Here is an 18,073-nt window from a genome sequence, read left to right on the forward strand (position 1 = left end):
GGTCGTCGTCCGGCGGCAGTGTCGCGACGGCGGTGCGGGCGGCGTTGCCGGTGGCCGACCCCTGCCCGTCGGCAGGTTGTCTGGACCACTTGCACGAAGACTGGTCTAGACCTCATGATGTGTCAACCCCGGCGATCCCGCAGGAACGTCGAGGCCGGACGACGGTGCCGGCCGCGACACGTCACGGTGCAGGTCACCCCAGCAGGACAGGACACGACGATGGTCACGGCACGCGCCCGCGGCAGCGAGCACAAGTACCTCGCGGTGCGCGCCTTCCTCGCCGACCTCGTCGCGACCGAGCTCGCCGTCGGCGACGCCGTGCCCTCCGAGCGCAGCCTCACGGAGAAGTTCGGCGTCTCCCGCATGACCGTCCGCCAGGCGGTCGACGCGCTCGTCACCGAGGGCGTGCTGGAGCGGGCTCAAGGCCGCGGCACCTTCGTCGCCCCGCCCCGCGCCGACTTCGAGATGCGCCTGACCACGTTCGGCGAGGAGGCGCGCCGCCGCGGCCTCGTCCCCGGCGCGCAGGTGCTGTCCGCCGGGGTCGCCCCGGCCACCGCGCCCGTCGCCGAGGCCGTGGACCGCGAGCCCGGCACCCCGATGCACCACGTCGTGCGGCTGCGCACCGCGGACGGCAACCCGATGAGCGTCGAGGAGGCGTGGATCCCCGTGGACCTCGCCCCCGACCTGCTCGCGGGCGGCGTCCCCGAGAGCCTCTACGCGGCGCTGCGCGCCCGCGGCCTCGACCCGACCTGGGGCGAGGAGACCATCACGGCGGCCGACGCGACCCCCGAGGAGCTCGACACGCTGCAGATGCGCACCTCCCGCGCCGTCATGCGCACCTCCCGGCGCACGTTCGGCGGCGACGCGCCGCTGATGTTCTCTCGAGCCAGCTACCGCGGCGACCGGTACAGCGTGTTCGTGCCGCTCCGCGAGGCCCGGCCCACGCTCGTCCCCCGCTCGACACCCCCAGGAAGCCCCGTCCCCGGACGCATCCCCGAAGGGAGCCCCCGATGAGCCAGCCCGACAGCGATCCCGACGCGCGGCTCGCCGCCTCGATCCTCGCCGGCCTCGGCGGCGTGGAGAACATCGACGAGATCGACCCGTGCACCACCCGCCTGCGGTCCCTCGTCAAGGACCCGGCGCTCGTCGACGCCGCCCTGCTGCGGCGCGCCGGCGCGTTCGGCGTCATGATCAACGGGCGGGTCGTGCAGGTCGTGGTCGGCCCGCGCGTGGACACGATCGCCTCGGACCTCGCCGAGCTCATGTGAGCCCGGCCCCCTGACGCCCGCCCCGCAGAACCAAGGAGCATCATGAGCAAGGCACAGCAGATCCTCGACGCCCTCGGCGGCGACGACAACATCATCGACCTCGAGCCGTGCATCACCCGGCTGCGCGTCGAGGTCGAGGACCCGGCCAAGGTGGACGACAAGGCGCTCACGGCCGCCGGCGCGATCGCGGTCGTCCGGTCCGGCATCGCGATCCAGGTCATCGTCGGCCCCGAGGCCGACACCCTCGCCTCCGACATCGAGGACCTGCGCTGATGGCGGCGCTCACCGTCCTCGCCCCCGTCGCGGGCACCGTGGTCGACGTCGCCGACGTGGACGACCCGGTGTTCTCCGCCGGGCTCGTGGGCCCGGGCCTCGCCGTCGAGCCGGACGGCGCGCGCGGCACCGATGCGGTCGCGCCGATCACCGGCACGATCGTCAAGCTGCACCCGCACGCGTTCGTGATCCAGCACGACGACGGCCGCGCGGTGCTGGTGCACCTCGGCATCGACACGGTCAAGCTCGGCGGCGAGGGCTTCACGACGCACGCCGGCGAGGGCGACGTCGTGGAGCGCGGCACGGTGCTGGTGTCGTGGGACCCGGCGGCGGTGCGCGCCGGCGGCCGGTCCGCCGTCTGCCCGGTCGTGGCGCTCGAGGCGAAGCCCGAGGCCGTCGACGCGCTGGCCGAGGTCGGCACGACCATCGCGCACGGCGAGCCGCTCCTCACCTGGGCCTGAGGCTCTCCCTCGTGGGTTGAGCTTGTCGAAACCAGGTCTCGACACGCTCGACCGACGCGTATCAGGCGAGGGTGACGCCCAGGGTGTCGAGGACCGAGCCGATCGGGTTGCAGTACGTCAGGCCGGTGCCGTTCGCGCCGCCGGTCTCCGAGCCGGCGAACAGCAGCCCCAGCGCGACGCCGTCCTCCCGGTAGACGAGCGACCCCGAGTCGCCGCCACGGGAGAAGGGCCCGTCGCCGGAGCTCTCCACCTCGATCTGGCCGTCGAACGACAGGACGCCCAGCTCCTCGCCGTACCCCACGACCACGTCGTCCAGCTCGATGGCGGTCACCGTGCCGGCGGTGAGCGCCGTCGTGCGCCCGATCTTGGCCACGGACTCGCCGCCGGCCGCCTCGGCCGTGGTCGTGACGGCGCCCACCGGGTACGTGGGGTCGATGCCGACGCCCTCGTCGAGCAGCGCCAGCGCCGCGTCGACCGTCGCCGGCTCGCCCGGGGCCAGCGGCGCCACCTGCGCCAGCGTGCCGACGCGGTCCTCCGGCGCCCGACCTCCGTCGGCCGGGCCCGGCTGCACCACGACGTCCCCCACCTGCGCCGACGGCGACCCCGCCAGCACGTGGAAGTTGGACAGGACGTAGCGGGCGTCGGGCTCCGCGGCGCGCACGGCGAACGCGCCGAGCGTGCCGGCCGTGACGTCCACGTGGGCGATCGACACCCCGGGCCGCAGGGGCCGCACCCGGTCGGTCTCGCCCGCCGCGAGCGCCGTCGCGACCGGCGGCCGCGGCCGTACCCGGCCCTCCAGCGTGCGGATCCGGCCGGTGCGACGCACGTCGACGTCCGACCCGAGCTCGGCGCTGACCCGGCGGGCGAACGCCCGCGCGGTGGGCACCCCGAGCCGGTACCGCACCGCGATGCCGTAGCCGCCGTCGGCCCGGGGGGCGAGGCCGAGCGACAGCGTGGGCGCCCGGACGACGTCGGCCGGGCTGACGTGCGCGCCCTCCGCGTAGGGGGAGACGGGCACCCCGTGACGTTCGGCCAGGTCACGGGCGAAATCGGCCAGCTGCTTCTTGGTCTCGCGCGCCTGGGTCAGATCCATGCGGCGAGTCTGGACCACAGGTGTGACACAGGTCGCGTCACAAAGCGGCGAGTCGGACATCCCTTCGGCCGTGAGCTCACCGAGGTCGACCCGCACGACGACGCTGCCGTCCCCCGGCGAGGTGTTCGAGGCCCTCACGTGGGCGCTCGACCACGACCTCGGCGCGCTGCAGGAGCACCGCCGGCTCGCCCACCTCGGCCCTGCGTCGCGGCGCCGCGCCGACGACGCGCTGGTGCGGCGCTGGCGCCGCGTGGCCGACGCGTGCCGCGGGAGCTGAGCGACGCGGTGCCGGGCACCTCCGCCTCAGCCGAGGTTGGTCTGTCGGCTGAGCCTGCGGTTCCGCTACGGGCGAGTGCCTCGTTCCTCGGCCCTCACCCTGCGCTGCACCTCCGTCTCAGCCGAGCAGGTTCCGCGCGCCGTCGGGCATCGCGGGGGCGGCCCCCGGCCCGCCGGGCCGCACGACGCAGCGGAAGCCGATGTGCGTCGTGGCGGAGTCGACCGACTGCGCGGACCGGGCGGCCGGGCGGTAGCGCAGGCAGTACTCCGGGGCGCACAGGTGCGAGCCGCCCTTGAGCGCCTTGCGCGGCTGCCGCTCCCCCGGCGACATCGACGCGCGGGCCGCCGGGGACAGGTCGTCGGAGGACGGCGCGCAGCAGGCGCCGTCGTGCGCGTGCCGGGCGGCGCCGGTGAGGTAGAACGTCGTCGTCCACTCCCACACGTTGCCGATCAGGTCGACCAGGCCATAGCCGTTGGCCGGGAACGACCCGACGGGCGAGGTGCCCACCCAGCCTTCGGCGCCGGTGTTCTCGTACGGGAACTGCCCCTGCCAGGTGTTCGCCATCAGCCGTCCGTCCGGGCGGACGTCGTCGCCCCACGCGTACGTGGTGGTGCCGTCGGCGCCGCCCCGGGCCGCGTACTCGAGCTCCGCCTCGGTCGGCAGGTCGCGGCCCGCCCAGGCGGCGTAGGAGGCGGCGTCCTCGTAGGCCACCAGCACCACCGGGTGGTCCTCGCGGCCCTCGGTGCTCGTGCCCGGCCCGCCCGGCTGCCGCCACGACGCGCCCGGCTGCCAACGCCACCACTGACGCCAGTCGCGCAGGTCGACAGGGCCGGCGGTCGGGGTGAAGACCAGCCCGCCCGGGACCAGGTCGCGGAGGTCGACGCCCGGGAACTCCGCGGGATCGAGGGGGCGCTCCGCGACCGTGACGTAGCCCGTGGCGGCCACGAACCGCGCGAACTGGGCGTTGGTCACGGGGTGCCGCTCGAGGGCGAACGCCCCGACCTCCACCTCGCGCACCGGCCCCTCTTCGGGATAGAAGTCCGTGGACCCCATGCGGAACGTGCCCGCCGGCACGTCGACGAGCGGGGTCAGGGCGGTGGCCACGGGTCCAGGCACGGTCATGGGTCCATCCTGCACCGCGGCCGCCGGCCGCCCGTCATGCCCGCAGCAGCTGCCGCACCCCGAGCCGGCGACCCCGCGCGGTGACCAGCACCGCCAGCGCGAGCCCGGCCAGCGCCCACACGACGACCGCGACCACGGCCCCGCCGAGCCCGCCGGCGTCCGGCACGACGACGGCCGTGAGGGCCTCGCGGGCCGCGCCGACGGGCAGCAGGTCGACCAGGCCCTGCAGGGCGGCGGGCACCGTGGCGATCACGCCGGTCGCGATGACCAGCACCGCGATGAGCAGGCTGATCCCCCGGCCCAGGTTGCCCAGCAGCCCGACGAACCCCTGGTGCACGGCGACGAAGCTCACCGACGCCAACGCCCCGACGACGATCGCGCCGACCCAGCCACCGACGCTCAGGTCCTCGACGGCGGCGAGGATCGCGCCCACGGCCGCGCCCGTGGCGACGGCGACGAGCGCAGGCAGCGCGAACGCGGACAGCGTGAGCCGCACCGAGTCGCGCGTCGAGCCGAGCGCGCCGGCCACCACCGGCGGGAACACCGTGAGCAGCGCGAGCGCGCCCAGCCACAGCGCCACGACGGCGAACAGCGGCCCGGAGGCACCGGTCGACAGGCCGTCGCCGGACGGCGCCGCCACCGGCTCGGCCACCACCGCTGACAGGGTCTTGCGCTCGTCCTCGGTGTACGTCGGGATCTGGCTGACGGCGTCGCCGAGCCCGTCCGAGAGGTCGGAGGCCCCGGAGGCGAGCTGGCCCACGCCGGACGACAGCTCCCCCGCGCCGGTGGACAGCCCGTCGGCCCCGGTCGCGAGCTCGCCCACCCCGGACGACAGCTCCGACGCCCCCGACGCGACGCCGTCCGCGCCCGTCGCGAGCTCGCCCACCCCGGACGACAGCTCCGACGCCCCCGAAGCGAGCCCGCCCGCGCCCGAGCCCAGCCGGCCGACGCCTGCCGAGAGGTCGGACGCGCCGCCGGCGAGCCGGGCCGCGCCGGTGTCGAGCTCCTCGGCGCCGCCCGACAGCCCCTGCGCCCCGGAAGAGACGCCGTCCGCGCCGTCCGCCACCTGTCCGGCCGCGCCCTGCAGCTCGCGGAGCCCGGACGCGAGCTCGCGGTTGCCGTCGGCGATGCCGGCGACCCCGGTCGCGACCCCCTCGGCTCCGGTGGCCAGCTGGTCGGTCTGCGTGGCGAGCGCCCCTAGCTGGTCCCGGGCTGCCACCAGCTCGTCGCCCAGCTCTGCGAGGGGGCCAGAGCCCTGCTCGAGCTCGTCGCGGAGCTCGAGGAGCTCGGCGCACCCGGGCCTCGTCGCGTCCTGCGCGCAGCCCAGGGTGGCGATGGCGTCGTCGACGGCGTCGAGGGTCGCCTGCTGGGCCTGCGCGATCCCGTCGCTGATCTCCTCGGAGCTGGGCAGGTCCTCGTCGACCTGCCCCACCCCGTCGGCCAGCGCGGCGTTCCCGGCGGCCACCTGTCGCGCCCCCGCGGCGAGGTCGTCGCCGCTGTCGGCCAGGTCCTCGGCGCCCGAGGCGCTCTCCCCGATGCCGCCCGCGATGCCGCGCGCCCCGTCGGCCACCTGGCCGGATCCGTCCGCGAGGTCGGAGGCCCCGCCGGCGAGCTGACCCGCCCCGTCCGCGAGGCCCGAGGCCCCCGCCGCCACGCCGTCCGCCCCCGTGGCGGCGGCGTTGGCCCCGTCCGCGAGCTGAGCCGCCCCGCCGGAGAGCTCGCTCGCGCCGCCCGCCGCCGCGCTCGCGCCGTCCGCGAGCTGCCCCGCGCCGTCCGCGAGCTGCCCCGCGCCGCCGGAGGCCTCGGTCGCGCCGCCCGCGAGCTGCCCCGCGCCGTCCGCGAGCTGGTCGGCGCCGTCGGCGGACTGGTCCGCGCCGTCCGCGAGCTGGGTCGCGCCGTCCTGCGCCTGGCCGATGCCGTCGGCGAGCTGGTCGAAGCCGACGAGCACGTTGTCCACGTAGGTCTCGGTGAGGCTGCTCGACATGACCGACGTCGCGGTCGCGGCCACGACCCGGGCGAGCGCGTCGTCGGCCACCCTGCCGCCCGGCGGGGTGCTGACGTCGACGGTGGCCTGCACCGCCTTCGACGGGTCGTCTCCGCCCATCGACGTCGCCGCCGCGGAGAAGTCCTTCGGGATCGTCACGACGGCGGAGTAGGTGCCGTCCGCCAGGCCGGCCCTGGCGCCGCCGGAGTCCGTGATGGTCCAGTCGAAGTTGGTGGCGTCCTCCGCAGGCTGCGCGGCCTTGGCGCCGTCGGCGGTCTCGCCGCCGCTCACCAGCCCGGACGCGAGCTGACGACCGAGCGGCACGGTCTGCCCGTCCACCTCGACCGGCTCGTCCAGGTTCACGATGGCGGCGGGCACCTGGCTGAGCCGGTCCTGGGGGTTCCACAGCGCGGCGAGCAGCAGCCCGAGCACCATGAGCGGCAGCAGCGCGACGGCGGCGACGCGCCACGGGTTGCGGCGTAGCACGGAGTCGATGGTCCGGACGCTGGTCGGGGCGGTCATGCCCGCACCTCCTGCACGTGGGTGTCGTCGTCGACGTCGTCTCCGTCGCCGGCCGGCTCGGTCGGGGGTTCGTCGTCGTGCGGCGGCGCGACGGGCGGCGGGACGTCGGCCCCGGTGAGCGTGCTGGGCGCGCCCCAGCCGGCGCCGACGTCGAGCACGGCGGGCGGGCGGCCGGAGCCGTCGTCGAGCAGGTCGGTCGCCGCGACCCCGCTGGCGCCGAGGAGCACGGCGGCCCCGCCGCCCTGCGCGCGGGCGAGTGCCCCCGCGAGCTCCTCGCGGGCCGGGCGGTCGGCCACGGCCTCGGTACGGTCGACGACGACGACGCGCGCGCCGTCCCGCACGCCGGCGTCGACCGCCCGCGCGGGGCGGCCTGCCTCGGCGAGCGCGTCGACGAACGCGACCCGCCCGCGCACGGACATCGCCCGCTCCGGCAGCACCAGACCGTCGACCTTGACCGCGCCGGCGTCGGGAGCAAGCCGGCCCGAGAGCGCCAGCAGCAGCGCCGACACCGGCGCGGCGGCGTCGCCGTGCACGCACAGCGTCCCGCCCGCGGGCACGCGCACGCTCACCGGACCGACGACGGGCGCGCCGCGCCCCGGCCCGTCCGGGCCGGCGACCTCGAGGTCGCGCGCGGCGACGGCGTCGTCGGCGCCCGGCCCCGGCCAGGACGCGAGCCGCAGCTCCTTGGTGAGGCCCTCGCCCTCGACGTCGAACGTGGGCAGCAGGCGGTCGAGCCAGCGCGGCATGTGCCACGCCCGGTCGCCCAGCAGCGCGAGGACGGCGGGCACGAGCGTCATGCGGACCACGAACGCGTCGACGAGCACGCCGACGGCGAGCCCGAGCGCGATGGGTTTGAGCGTCATGTCGCCCTCGGGCACGAAGGCCACGAAGACCGCGAACATGATGATCGCCGCGGCCGTGACGACCTTGGCCGACCCGAGGAACCCGGTGCGGATCGCGTGCCGGGCGTCGCCGCCGTGCACGTAGTCCTCCCGGATGCGGGACACCAGGAAGACCTCGTAGTCCATCGCCAGGCCGAACAGCACGCCCATGAGGATGATCGGCATGAAGCTGATGACCGGGCCCAGCTTGGTCACGTTGAGCGCCTCGGCGAACACGCCGTCCTCGAAGACGAGCGTCACGGCCCCGAACGCCGCGCCGACGGACAGCAGGTAGCCGAGCGACGCCTTGATCGGCACCCAGATCGAGCGGAAGACCATCGTGAGCAGCACCAGGGACAGGCCGACGACGACCAGGCCGAACGGCAGCAGCGCCGCGCCGAGCTTGTCGGAGACGTCGATGCCCACCGCGGTGAAGCCGGTGACGGACAGGTCGACGCCGTACGTCGAGAGGTAGTGGTCGTGCTGGTCACGGATCTCGGTGACGAGGGCCTTGGTCTCCTCGGACGTCGGCCCGCCGGTGGGGATCACCTGGACGATGCCCGTGTCGGCGGAGGCGTTGGGCGTGGCCAGCGGCACGTCGGCGACGCCGGGGAGCTCGCCGATCTCGTCGCCGAGCTCGTTCATGAGCTTCACCGGGTCGTTGCTCGTGACGATCGAGCCGGTGACGATGAGCGGGCCGTTGAACCCCTCGCCGAACTCCTCGGCCACCAGGTCGTAGGTGACCCGGGCGGAGTTGTCCTCGGGCAGCGTGCCCGCGTCCGGCAGGGCCAGGCGCAGGTTCATGGCCGGCAGGGTCAGGGCGGCGATCGCCGCGACGATGAGGACGATCGTCACGACGGGGAACCGGGTGGCGCCGCGCACCCAGCCGGCAAAGACGCGGTTCTCGCCCCGGCTCGACGGCGCGGGCGCGGCGGTGCGAGCGACCGTGCCGTCCGACGTGCGCGCCGCCTTGCGCGCAGCCCTCCGTGCCGTCCTGCGCTCCGCCCTCGGCGCCTTCGGGCGCACGCGCTCGCCCGCGAAGGACAGCAGGGCGGGCAGCAGGGTCAGGGAGATCAGCACGGCGATGCCGACGGCGGCTGCGGCGGCGACGCCCATGACCGTGAGGAACGGGATGCCGGCGACGCCGAGCCCCACCAGCGCGATCATCACGGTGAGCCCGGCGAAGATCACGGCGGAGCCTGCCGTCGCGGCGGCCCGGGCGACGGACTCGTCCACTGACAGCCCCGCGGCCAGCTGCTCGCGGTGCCGCGACACGATGAACAGGGCGTAGTCGATGCCCACCGCGAGGCCGAGCATCAGACCGAGCATCGGCGTGGTGGAGTTGATCGGGCCGAAGGCGGTGGCGGTCAGCAGCAGGAGCATCGAGACCCCGACGCCCATCAGCGCGTTGACCAGCGGCAGCCCGGCGGCGACGAACGAGCCGAGGGTGATGATCAGCACGACGAGCGCCACGACGACGCCGATCGCCTCGATGATGCTCAGGGCCGGGAACTCCACGCTGAACAGCTCGCCCCCGAGGCTCGCCTGCGAGCCGTCCGGGAGCGCGGCGGCAAGGTCGTCGGTCGCGTCGCGCAGCGCGTCCTTCGTGTCCTCGGTGATGACGGACTGGTCGCCGTCGAGCTGGACCGTCAGCAGCGTGGACTGCTCGTCGTCGCTGACGGAGGCAGCCGCCGTGTCGTCGTAGGGGGACGTGACGCCGGTGACCTGGTCGAGGTCGCCGACCTCGTCGACGGCGTCGGTCACCGGCCCGCGGACGGTGTCGTCGTCGACCGTCACCCCGTCGGGTGCGACCACGATGATCTGCGCCGACGAACCGCTGACCTGGGGGAACGTGGCCGACAGGCTGTCCAGCGCGTCCTGCGACTCGGTGCCGGGAATCGTCACCGAGTTGTCGAAGCCCTGGTAGAGGACGCCGGCCGCGCCGCCGACGACGGCGAGCACGAGGATCCAGCCGATCACGACGAGGCGGCGGGCGCGCACGGCCCAGCGGCCGAGCGAGTAGAGGACGGAGGACACAGGCTCTCCCGGGTCGACGGCAGGCGGTTCGATACGGCACTGTATCCGATGCACGAATGTATCGGGCGGGCACCCTCCTGGCTAGAGTGTGCGCAGCCCACCCCGAGGAGGACGATGCCCGCCGACCCGCGCACCGGGAGCACCACCCGCGTCGAGCGTACGGTCGTGCCCGCGATCTCGCCCCGGCGCGAGCGCACCCGCGAGCGCCTCCTCGACGCGGCGTTCGACGTGTTCGCGCGGCTGGGCGTCCAGGCCGCCTCCATCGAGGCGATCTGCGAGGCCGCCGGATTCACCCGCGGCGCGTTCTACTCGAACTTCGCGAACAAGGAGGAGCTGTTCCTCGCGCTCACGGAGCGCGAGACCCGCGTCCAGCTCGCGCGGCTCGAGGAGGCCGCGACCGGGCTCGACCCGGCGACGGTCCGCGCCGACATCCGCGAGGCCGTGCGGTGCGTCGTCGCCTCCGTCATGCCCGACCCCGCGGCGAAGCAGTCGTGGAGCATCATGGCGCTCGAGTTCGAGCTCCTCGCGCTGCGCGACGCCCAGGTCGCGGCGCGGTACGCCACGCAGGACCGGCGCCTGCGCGAGGAGCTCGCCGACAGCCTCACCCGCCTCCTGGCCGGCATCGGCCTGCGGTTCGCCGTCGACCCCCACACCGGCGTCGACCTGCTGCTCGGCGCATTCGAGTCCGGTCAGCGCGCAACCCTCCTCGCGGGCGGCGGCGAGGACCGCGCGAGCGCGCTGATCGAGGCCGTCGTCGACCTGCTGGTCACCCCGGCCTGACCCGTGACCCCTGACGCCGGTCGAGCCTGTCGAGACCCGGGTCTCGACAGGCTCGACCGGCGCACGTCAGAGGTGGGGCGGGAGCTCGGGGCTCTCGCCGAGGACGTGCTCGGCCAGGAACGCGAGCACCACCTGGTACCAGACCTTCGCGTGCTGCGGCGCGAGCACCCAGTGGTTCTCGTCCGGGAAGTACAGGAACCGGTGCACGGTGGAGCCGTCGTCCCCCGCGGGCAGCCCCGACCTCGTGAGGAGCTCCTGCCACAGCCGCAGCCCCTCGCCGATCGGGACGCGGTAGTCCTTGTCGCCGTGGATCACCAGCATCGGGGTGCGGATGTCGCCCACAAAGCGGTGCGGGCTGTTCGCCTCCGCCATCTCGGGCGTCATCTCGCGGTGCCAGTAGTAGGCGTGGTCGGTGGTGGGGCCGAACTGGTCGAGCGCCCACAGGCTCGCGTGCGTGACGACGGCGCGGAAGCGGTCCGTGTGGCCCGCCACCCAGTTCGCCATGTAGCCGCCGAACGACCCGCCCATCGCGGCGGTGCGGGTCGCGTCGACGTCGGCCCGGGACTCGACGGCGTCCGTGATCGCCATGAGGTCCGTGAACGGCGCGGCACCCCACGCGCCCCAGCCGCGCTGCACGAACTCCTGCCCGTAGCCGGTGGACAGCGCCGGGTCGGGCAGCAGGACGGCGTAGCCGCGCGCCACCATCAGCCACGGGTTCCAGCGCCACGACCAGGCGCTCCACGTGCTCAGCGGCCCGCCGTGGATCCACAGGAGCAGGGGCGCCGGGGTGGCCGGCGACGCGTCGGCGGGCAGCGCGAGCCACGCGCGCACCCGCGCGCCGTCCGCCGTCGTCGTCTCGACCTCGGTGAGCGTGCCGGGCAGCGCCGGCGCGGCGACCGGGCCGGGCAGGGCGACGGCGTCGACCGGCGTCCGCTCCCCCGGTTCCCCGGACGCGACGAACGCGGCCAGGTCGAGGCGCACCGGTTCGGCGGGTGCGGCGTAGCTCGTGCGCAGCGCGAACAGGGCCGAGCCGTCGCGGGCCACGCGGACGTCGGTGAACGTCGCGTCGTCGGCGGTGACGCGCTCGACGGTGACGCCCGACGCCTCCGGCGTCCCGCCGTCGAACGTGACCAGGAAGACCGGCCCGCGGCCGTCCTCGTCCGCCGTCACGACGAGCCCGCTCCCGTCCGGGAGCCAGGCGACCGACGTCGGCCAGCGGTCCCAGTCGTCCGCGAGCACCGCGGGCTCGCCCGAGCCGTCCGCGCGGGCGAGGCCCAGCCGCACGACCGGAGCCTGGTCAGGCGTCGTGATCGTCTCGAGCAGATAGGCGACCCGCTCGCCGTCGGGCGAGACGGCGGGGGCGAAGGCGTCGGCGTCCGGGTCGTCCACCAGGGTGCGGCGCTCCCCGGTGGCCGTGTCGACCGCGACGACGGTCCCGCGCTGCGCCGCGCCCGGATCGGCCACGTTCCACGTGGTCACGAGCGTCGCACCGTCGGGCGCGAGGTCGGCGCCGTGCTCGTCGAGCTGCCGCCCCGCACCCGTGAGCTGTGTCAGCTCGAGCCGCGCCTCGCCCGGGTCACCGGTGTCGTCGGCGACGGCGGCGCTCCCGAGCGTCGCCGCGTAGCGGCGCTCCTGGTCGGGGCCGAGGTCGTGGTCCCAGTGCCGCACCGGGTACCCGGCGTGCAGGACGGCGGACACCTTGCGGTCGGTGCGCTCTTTGCGGAGCGCGGCGTCCTCGTCGAGGCCGGCCGCGCGCGGCAGCACGGGCGCGCTGACGGAGACGACGTCCGCGTCCCGTGCCGTGAGCACCCCGCCGAGCCCGCCGGGCGCCGTCGCGACCACGCGCGCCTCGCCGCCCTCCGCGGGCAGGAGCCACAGCGCGGCCTTCGGGTCGTCGTCGTCTTTCTCCGCGTCGGGGTCCGGTCGGGCCGACGTGAACAGCAGGTCGCCCGCGGCGCTGAACTCGGCGGACGACTCGCCCTTGCGGCTGCGGGTGAGGCGGCGCGCCGGCCGCCGCCCGGCGGCGTCGACCTCCCAGAGGGCCGTCGTCCAGCCCGTGGCCTTCGGGTCGAGGGTCTGCACCGTCACCACGAGGCGCGCCCCGTCGGGGCTCAGCGCGAGCCCCGAGACGCGGGGCACCGCGAGGTACGCGTCGAGGTCGTGGAACGGCGTGGGCGGGGGCGGGGTGGGGGTGGCGTCCTGGGTCACCCGCCCGGTCTACCACCTCACCCTCGCGCCGAACAGGCGATTGTCACCGTATCGAGCGACGTACGGGCCGCAAGGCGATGTCAACCGCCTGTTCGGCGAGCCGACCGGGGCCTTCGGGACGCCGACGCCGAACTCCCGGTGAACAGTTCCTGAACTTGTTCGCGAGGCGGCCTCCTGCGGTTGAGCGGGGCGCGCGTCGTCGGGCAAGGTCTCGTCGTGAGACCGCCGTCGCCCCGCACCGCCCACCTCCCGCCCCTGCCCGCGTCCGTCGACCTGGTGGTCGTCGGCGCCGGGATCGTGGGCCTCGCGCACGCCATCGAGGCGCACGCCCGCGGGCACTCGGTGCTCGTCGTCGAGCGGGACGCCAGGCCCGGCGGGGCGTCGGCCCGGCGCAGCGGCCACGTGGCGGTCACGACCCAGGACGCCGCTACCCTGTCGTGCGCGCTCGCGTCACGGGAGCGCTGGCTCAAGCTCGGCCGGGAGGCCGGCTTCTGGGTGAAGGACGCCGGCGCCGTCGTGGTGGCCCGCGCGGCCGACGAGCTCGCCGTGCTCGACGACCTGGTCGCCGCGCGCGACGGCGACGCCCGCCTGCTCGACGCGGCCGAGGCGACCGAGCGTGCGCGCCTGACCGGCGACGACGTCGTGGGCGGCGCCCTGCTGCCCCTGGACCTGAGGGTCGAGGTCGGCGACGCGCTCGGCGCGACGGCCGCGTGGCTCGACGGCCTCCCGCGGGCGGACGTCGCCTGGTCCACCACCGCGTGGGCGTTCGAGGCGGGCAGCGGCCGCACCCTCGTGCGGACGTCGCGCGGCGAGGTCGTGGCACGACGCGTGCTCGTCGCCGTCGGCCCCGAGCTGGACCGCTTCTACCCCGCCGAGACGGCCCTCGCCGGGCTGCGGCACGACGTCCGCCAGGTGCTGCGGGTGGCCGCGCCGTCCGGCGCCCTCGGCGGCGCCGCGACGGACGCCGCGGCGCCGGTCGTGCTCGACGGGACGACGCTGCTGCGCGACGCCGCCTACGCGCACAGCCCCGCGCTCGCGGACGTGCGCGAGCGTCTCCGCACCGTCGACCCCGACCTGGTCGACGCCGACGTCCACCTGTCGTTCACCCGGCACGCAGGGCCCGCCGGGGCGACGCTCCTGCTCGGCGACGCGCGACGCCCGCGGGACGAGGCGGCCGACGGTTCCCGCCTCGAGCGGGACCCGGCTCGTTCCGAGGCCGCGGACGCGGTGCTCCTGCGCGCGGCGGCCGGGCTGCTCGGCGGGCCCGTGCGGGTGCACGCACGCTGGTCGGTCCACGACGTCACGGCGCCCCGCCCGCGCCGCGGGCCGTTCGCCGGCACGCCGTTCCTCGTGGCCGACCCGGCACCCGGCGTCACCACCGTGACCGTCGCCGACGGGCTCGGCACGACGACGGCGCTGGGCCTCGCGGTGAAGGTCGTCGACGGGCTGTTCTGACCGCCGAAGTCGTCAGCGCCAGGCCTGCAGCAGGTCCGGTGCACCCAGCGCGACGTCGACGCCGGACGGCGCCGTGCCCACCGGGCTGATCGCAGCCAGGAGCGCGTCCTCGCTGCGGGGAACCCTCTCGCGATGTCGCCGTAGCTGGTCGACCTCGTGGGCGTCGACCCCGCCGGCGGCGCGCCACTTGATGGTGCCGACGAGAGCCGTGCGTTCGGGTGTCTGGGCTACGACGTCGACCTCGATGCTCCCGTCGCGCACCCACCAAGGCCGAACCGCCTCGACCTGCTCGAGGCGGTCGTCGGTTCGGGCCATCCGCTCGACGGCCGCCCGGACGACGGGCTCGACGCTGCGGCCCCGCCAGCTCGACCAATCGCGGTCGAAGGCGCCGACTGCGAGGTCGGAACGCCCCCGGGCGATGTGGTCGGCCTGGCGCTCGACGTAGCGAAACCAGAACCGCAGGTACGGATCGGTCACCCGATAGCGCCTCAGCTTCGAGGCGGACGCGGACCAGGCGGGTTGCTCGCGCTCGACGAGGCCCTTGACCTCGGTGAGGGTACGCAGAGCGCGCGAGACGGCCGTCTCCATCCGCTTGCGCTCGGCCGGTTCGCTGATGACCGACAGCACGTCGTTGAAGCCGGGCCGAGCCGCGTCGTCGGAGCCGATGGCGGACAGCACCTGGGAGGCGACCTGCGGCTCCGGGAACTCCGCGTCGAGACTGAACCGTGCAGTCGTGACGAGCGGGCTGAACGGATCAGTCAGCGCCTCGCGCACGTAGTCCGTCGCGGTCTCGGCACCGGTCGCGGCGACGTCGGCCACCAACCGGGGGTACCCCCCGGTGACGAGGTAGGCGTCGAACACCTCGAACGCGGACCTCCCAGGCAGCGCGTCCGCGACCTCCGCAGGGTCGAGCGGCGAGACCACGAGCGGTCGGAGACGCCCGAACAGGGGGCGACCGTGCTCGGCGAGACGTTCCATCATGGCCACGTCCGATCCCACCAGGACGAGCAGGACCGGAAGCCTTTCGAGCACCCGGTCCCATTGCGCCTGGAGCTCGCCCTCGAGCGAGCGGTCGGCGGCGGCCATCCAGGGGAACTCGTCGAGGATGACGATCACAGGCCCTGACCGGGCGGCGAGCGCGACCCGTCCGAGCCACTCCCGCCACGACGTCGGTGTCGAGGCGGTGAGCAGGTCGGCGTCTGGCAGCGGGTGGCGGGACTCGGTGACGGCTCGCGTCGCGTCGTCGAGGTGCTGTGGAGTGGCAGCACCGAAGACGCCGGTCGCGAAGACGTACGGCCGTTCGGCCCGCTCGACGAACCGTTCGACGACGGTCGACTTGCCCACCTGGCGACGGCCTCGTACTGCGACGATCCGCCCGCCCCCACCCTGCACGACCGCGTCGAGATGCCCGGTCAGGGCGGCCAAGACGCCCCTGCGGCCGAAGAACGGGATCCCGGAGGAATCATTCACCCGACGTATCTTACGCTGAATGCGCGTTTATGGCCGGGGATCCTCGCGCTCGGCCATCTTCGCCAGCATCGCGTTGTAGGCGGCCAGCTCGGCGTCGCCGTCGCGGTCCGCCTTGCGGTCCTGACGACGCGCCTCGCGCTCGTCCGACGTCGTCCACTGCACGGCGACGGCGATCGCCAGCGCGAGCGTCGGGAGCTCACCGATGCCCCAGGCCACGCCACCGCCGCGCTGCTGGTCGTCGATCGCGGGCAGCCCCCACGGCCGGCCCATGTTGCCGAACCAGTCCGCCACGAGCAGCGACTCGCCGGTGGTCAGCACGACGCCGAAGAAGGCGTGGAACGCCATCGTGGCGAACAGCAGGAGCAGCCGCTGCGGGTAGGCCGGCCGGTGCGGGCCGGGGTCGATCCCGACCAGCGCGTTGGCGAACAGGTACCCCACGAGCGTGAAGTGCACGATCATCCACACGTGGCCGGCGTGGTTGCGCAGCGCGAACTCGAAGGCCGGCGTGTAGTAGAAGGCGACCATGCCGCCGGCGAAGAGGACGGCGGCCACGACCGGCCGCGCGAAGAACTGCCCCACCCGCGACTGCACCAGCCCGAGCACCCACTCGCGCGGGCCGCGCGAGCCGTCCTTGCGCGCCGGGATCGCGCGCAGCAGCAGCGTCACCGGCGCCGCCAGCACGAGGAACAGCGGCACCAGCATCGCCAACGTCATGTGCTGCACCATGTGCCCGCTGAAGACGACGTGCCCGTACACGGCCGGGCCGCCGCTGGTGACCCAGAACATCACGACCATGCCCAGGCACCACGACACCGTGCGCCCCACCGGCCACCGGTCCCCGCGCCGGGCCAGCCGCACGGCCCAGCGCACGTACACGACCAGCCCCGCCACGCACGCGAACGCGAGCATCGGGTCGAGGCTCCACTCGGTGAACCACCGGGCGAGGGTCGGCTCGGGCGGCAGCGCCTCGCCCGTGAGCTGGAACGCGGGCGTGACGTCGACGGGCACCTCGTCCGGCACGGGCGGCGCGGTCGAGCCGAGCGCGACGGCGACGCCGGAGACCGCGCCGATGAGCAGCAGCTCGACGGCGAGCAGCCGCCAGAACAGGCGGCGCACGGCGCCCGCTCCCCCCGTCGCGCTCGTCACCCGGCCCAGCCGGTCGACGATCCACAGCCGGTGCGCGAAGCCGAGGCCTCCGAGCGCGACCATGAGCACGACCTTGACGAGCATCAGGGTCCCGTAGGGGGTCAGCAGGTCGCCGACCGACTCCATGCGGATCCAGGCGTTGAGGACGCCGGAGACCCCGACCGCGACGAAGCACCACCCGGCCGCCGGTGAGAAGCGCGCGACGGCCGCCGCGGCCTGGCGACCGTCGTCGGCCTTCCCCGCCCCCCGGGTGAGCACGACGACCAGGAGCGCCCCGAGCCCGCCGACCCACAGCGCCGCGCCGCCCAGGTGCAGCAGCATCGCGCCGACGGCGAGCTCGTGGTCGGCGGCGCCGGCCGCATGCCCGGTGGTGGACTGGGCCGCGAGGGCCGCGACGGGCAGCAGCGCCGTCCACATCGCTCCGACCGGCCCGCGCACGGCCATCGCGAGCGCGGACGTCACCGCGGCGACCACGATGATCGCCAGGTACAGCCTGCCCAGGTCGAGGTCGGTGACGAACTGCGCCAGGCCCTGGCCGAAGGCCGGCGACGCCGGCGACGTCCCGGAGACGTTGGCGTACCGCAGCACGAGCTGGGCGACGGCGGCGACGGCCCACACCGCCGCGGCGGCGCCGGCGGCCCCGAGCACGCGGGACTGCGCGCGGCCCGGCGGGACCAGGCACGCGGCGGCGAACAGCGTGCCGAGCGTGACGGACACGCCCAGCTCGGTCAGCACGGTGGCCACGGGCAGCCCGTACCGGACCAGGGCGCCGGGATCGCTGAACCCGCCGAGCGCCTGGAACGCGCCCGAGTAGGCGCCGCCGAGCAGCACGGCGAGGACGGCGACGAGGACGGCGGCCGGGCCCGCGGCGACGAGCCACCACGGCCGCGGCGGCACGCTCGGGCTGCCGCCCGGCCGCGAGACGGCGGTGGCGGTGGAGGTCACGCGTCCAGCCTATGGGCGCGCGCGGGCGCGTCGGACCGCCGCCGGTGTGACTCTTCCCCTCCCAACGATTATCGATTACTCTCCGTCACGAGGGTTCCACCCCACCGGTCGTGCACCACCGAGAGGATCAACGATGATCAAGCACCGCACC

General features: G+C 75.2%; 13 protein-coding genes and 1 pseudogene. 7 read left to right on the plus strand and 7 right to left on the minus strand.

Annotated elements, in window-relative coordinates; translation table 11 throughout:
- Window positions 1–219: 219 nt before the first annotated feature.
- The 4 genes and pseudogenes from ABD254_RS07415 to ABD254_RS07430 all read left to right on the plus strand — a co-directional run bounded on the left by ABD254_RS07415 (window position 220) and on the right by ABD254_RS07430 (window position 2,002).
- Window positions 220–1,014 (plus strand): GntR family transcriptional regulator, encoded by a 795-nt coding sequence (locus ABD254_RS07415; RefSeq protein ID WP_344247122.1) that lies wholly within the window; start codon window positions 220–222, stop codon window positions 1,012–1,014.
- A complete protein-coding gene (locus tag ABD254_RS07420) occupies window positions 1,011–1,268 on the plus strand; it encodes a PTS sugar transporter subunit IIB (protein ID WP_344247124.1) in 258 nt (85 codons plus the stop codon). The genes ABD254_RS07415 and ABD254_RS07420 overlap by 4 nt, the downstream gene beginning before the upstream one ends.
- A 30-nt stretch (window positions 1,269–1,298) precedes the next feature.
- Window positions 1,299–1,541 (plus strand): annotated as a pseudogene (locus tag ABD254_RS07425) (PTS sugar transporter subunit IIB); the annotation flags it as partial.
- Window positions 1,541–2,002 carry a PTS sugar transporter subunit IIA gene (locus ABD254_RS07430; RefSeq protein WP_344247126.1) on the plus strand — a complete coding sequence of 154 codons (462 nt, stop codon included), beginning with the start codon at window positions 1,541–1,543 and terminating at the stop codon, window positions 2,000–2,002. The pseudogene ABD254_RS07425 and the gene ABD254_RS07430, both read left to right, overlap by 1 nt.
- Before the next feature lie 61 nt (window positions 2,003–2,063).
- Here the strand turns inward: ABD254_RS07430 and ABD254_RS07435 are convergent, their stop codons facing one another.
- A complete protein-coding gene (locus ABD254_RS07435) occupies window positions 2,064–3,095 on the minus strand; it encodes a chymotrypsin family serine protease (RefSeq protein WP_344247128.1) in 1,032 nt (343 codons plus the stop codon).
- Window positions 3,096–3,165: 70 nt separating this feature from the next.
- Between ABD254_RS07435 and ABD254_RS07440 the strand changes: the two genes are divergently transcribed.
- A complete protein-coding gene (locus ABD254_RS07440) occupies window positions 3,166–3,372 on the plus strand; it encodes a hypothetical protein (RefSeq protein WP_344247130.1) in 207 nt (68 codons plus the stop codon).
- A 117-nt stretch (window positions 3,373–3,489) separates the two neighbouring features.
- On the opposite strand, the gene ABD254_RS07445 is transcribed toward ABD254_RS07440, so the two are convergent.
- Genes ABD254_RS07445 through ABD254_RS07455 form a run of 3 tightly spaced genes read right to left on the minus strand, consistent with a single transcriptional unit; the run spans window position 3,490 to window position 9,918 of the window.
- A complete protein-coding gene (locus ABD254_RS07445) occupies window positions 3,490–4,494 on the minus strand; it encodes a formylglycine-generating enzyme family protein (RefSeq protein WP_344247132.1) in 1,005 nt (334 codons plus the stop codon).
- Between the two features lie 34 nt (window positions 4,495–4,528).
- Entirely contained in the window at window positions 4,529–7,000 is a 2,472-nt protein-coding gene (locus ABD254_RS07450; RefSeq protein WP_344247134.1) for a YhgE/Pip family protein, read from the minus strand.
- Window positions 6,997–9,918 (minus strand): MMPL family transporter, encoded by a 2,922-nt coding sequence (locus ABD254_RS07455; protein WP_344247136.1) that lies wholly within the window; start codon window positions 9,916–9,918, stop codon window positions 6,997–6,999. The genes ABD254_RS07450 and ABD254_RS07455 overlap by 4 nt, the downstream gene beginning before the upstream one ends.
- 114 nt (window positions 9,919–10,032) lie before the next feature.
- On the opposite strand from ABD254_RS07455, the gene ABD254_RS07460 reads away from it, so the two are divergent.
- Window positions 10,033–10,698, plus strand: a complete 666-nt coding sequence (locus ABD254_RS07460) for a TetR/AcrR family transcriptional regulator (protein WP_344247138.1) — start codon at window positions 10,033–10,035, stop codon at window positions 10,696–10,698.
- Window positions 10,699–10,764: 66 nt separating this feature from the next.
- Here the strand turns inward: ABD254_RS07460 and ABD254_RS07465 are convergent, their stop codons facing one another.
- Window positions 10,765–12,906 carry a S9 family peptidase gene (locus ABD254_RS07465; RefSeq protein ID WP_344247140.1) on the minus strand — a complete coding sequence of 714 codons (2,142 nt, stop codon included), beginning with the start codon at window positions 12,904–12,906 and terminating at the stop codon, window positions 10,765–10,767.
- Window positions 12,907–13,122: 216 nt separating this feature from the next.
- Between ABD254_RS07465 and ABD254_RS07470 the strand changes: the two genes are divergently transcribed.
- Complete coding sequence (locus ABD254_RS07470) at window positions 13,123–14,361, plus strand: FAD-dependent oxidoreductase (protein ID WP_344247141.1); 1,239 nt, start codon at window positions 13,123–13,125, stop codon at window positions 14,359–14,361.
- A 12-nt stretch (window positions 14,362–14,373) separates the two neighbouring features.
- Here the strand turns inward: ABD254_RS07470 and ABD254_RS07475 are convergent, their stop codons facing one another.
- A complete protein-coding gene (locus tag ABD254_RS07475) occupies window positions 14,374–15,831 on the minus strand; it encodes an ATP-binding protein (RefSeq protein ID WP_344247142.1) in 1,458 nt (485 codons plus the stop codon).
- 27 nt (window positions 15,832–15,858) lie between these two features.
- Window positions 15,859–17,922 carry a bifunctional copper resistance protein CopD/cytochrome c oxidase assembly protein gene (locus ABD254_RS07480; protein ID WP_344247144.1) on the minus strand — a complete coding sequence of 688 codons (2,064 nt, stop codon included), beginning with the start codon at window positions 17,920–17,922 and terminating at the stop codon, window positions 15,859–15,861.
- Window positions 17,923–18,073: the final 151 nt, after the last annotated feature.

This window comes from Isoptericola hypogeus (genome assembly GCF_039531145.1).
Lineage (GTDB): Bacteria > Actinomycetota > Actinomycetes > Actinomycetales > Cellulomonadaceae > Isoptericola > Isoptericola hypogeus.

What these genes read in the sequence shown, in the direction of transcription:
- ABD254_RS07435 (WP_344247128.1), bottom strand. Translation starts at nt 3,095, where the DNA reads ATGGATCTGACCCAGGCGCGCGAGACCAAGAAGCAGCTGGCCGATTTC.
- ABD254_RS07445 (WP_344247132.1), bottom strand. Translation starts at nt 4,494, where the DNA reads ATGACCGTGCCTGGACCCGTGGCCACCGCCCTGACCCCGCTCGTCGAC.
- ABD254_RS07415 (WP_344247122.1), top strand. Translation starts at nt 220, where the DNA reads ATGGTCACGGCACGCGCCCGCGGCAGCGAGCACAAGTACCTCGCGGTG.
- ABD254_RS07430 (WP_344247126.1), top strand. Translation starts at nt 1,541, where the DNA reads ATGGCGGCGCTCACCGTCCTCGCCCCCGTCGCGGGCACCGTGGTCGAC.
- ABD254_RS07450 (WP_344247134.1), bottom strand. Translation starts at nt 7,000, where the DNA reads ATGACCGCCCCGACCAGCGTCCGGACCATCGACTCCGTGCTACGCCGC.
- ABD254_RS07460 (WP_344247138.1), top strand. Translation starts at nt 10,033, where the DNA reads ATGCCCGCCGACCCGCGCACCGGGAGCACCACCCGCGTCGAGCGTACG.
- ABD254_RS07420 (WP_344247124.1), top strand. Translation starts at nt 1,011, where the DNA reads ATGAGCCAGCCCGACAGCGATCCCGACGCGCGGCTCGCCGCCTCGATC.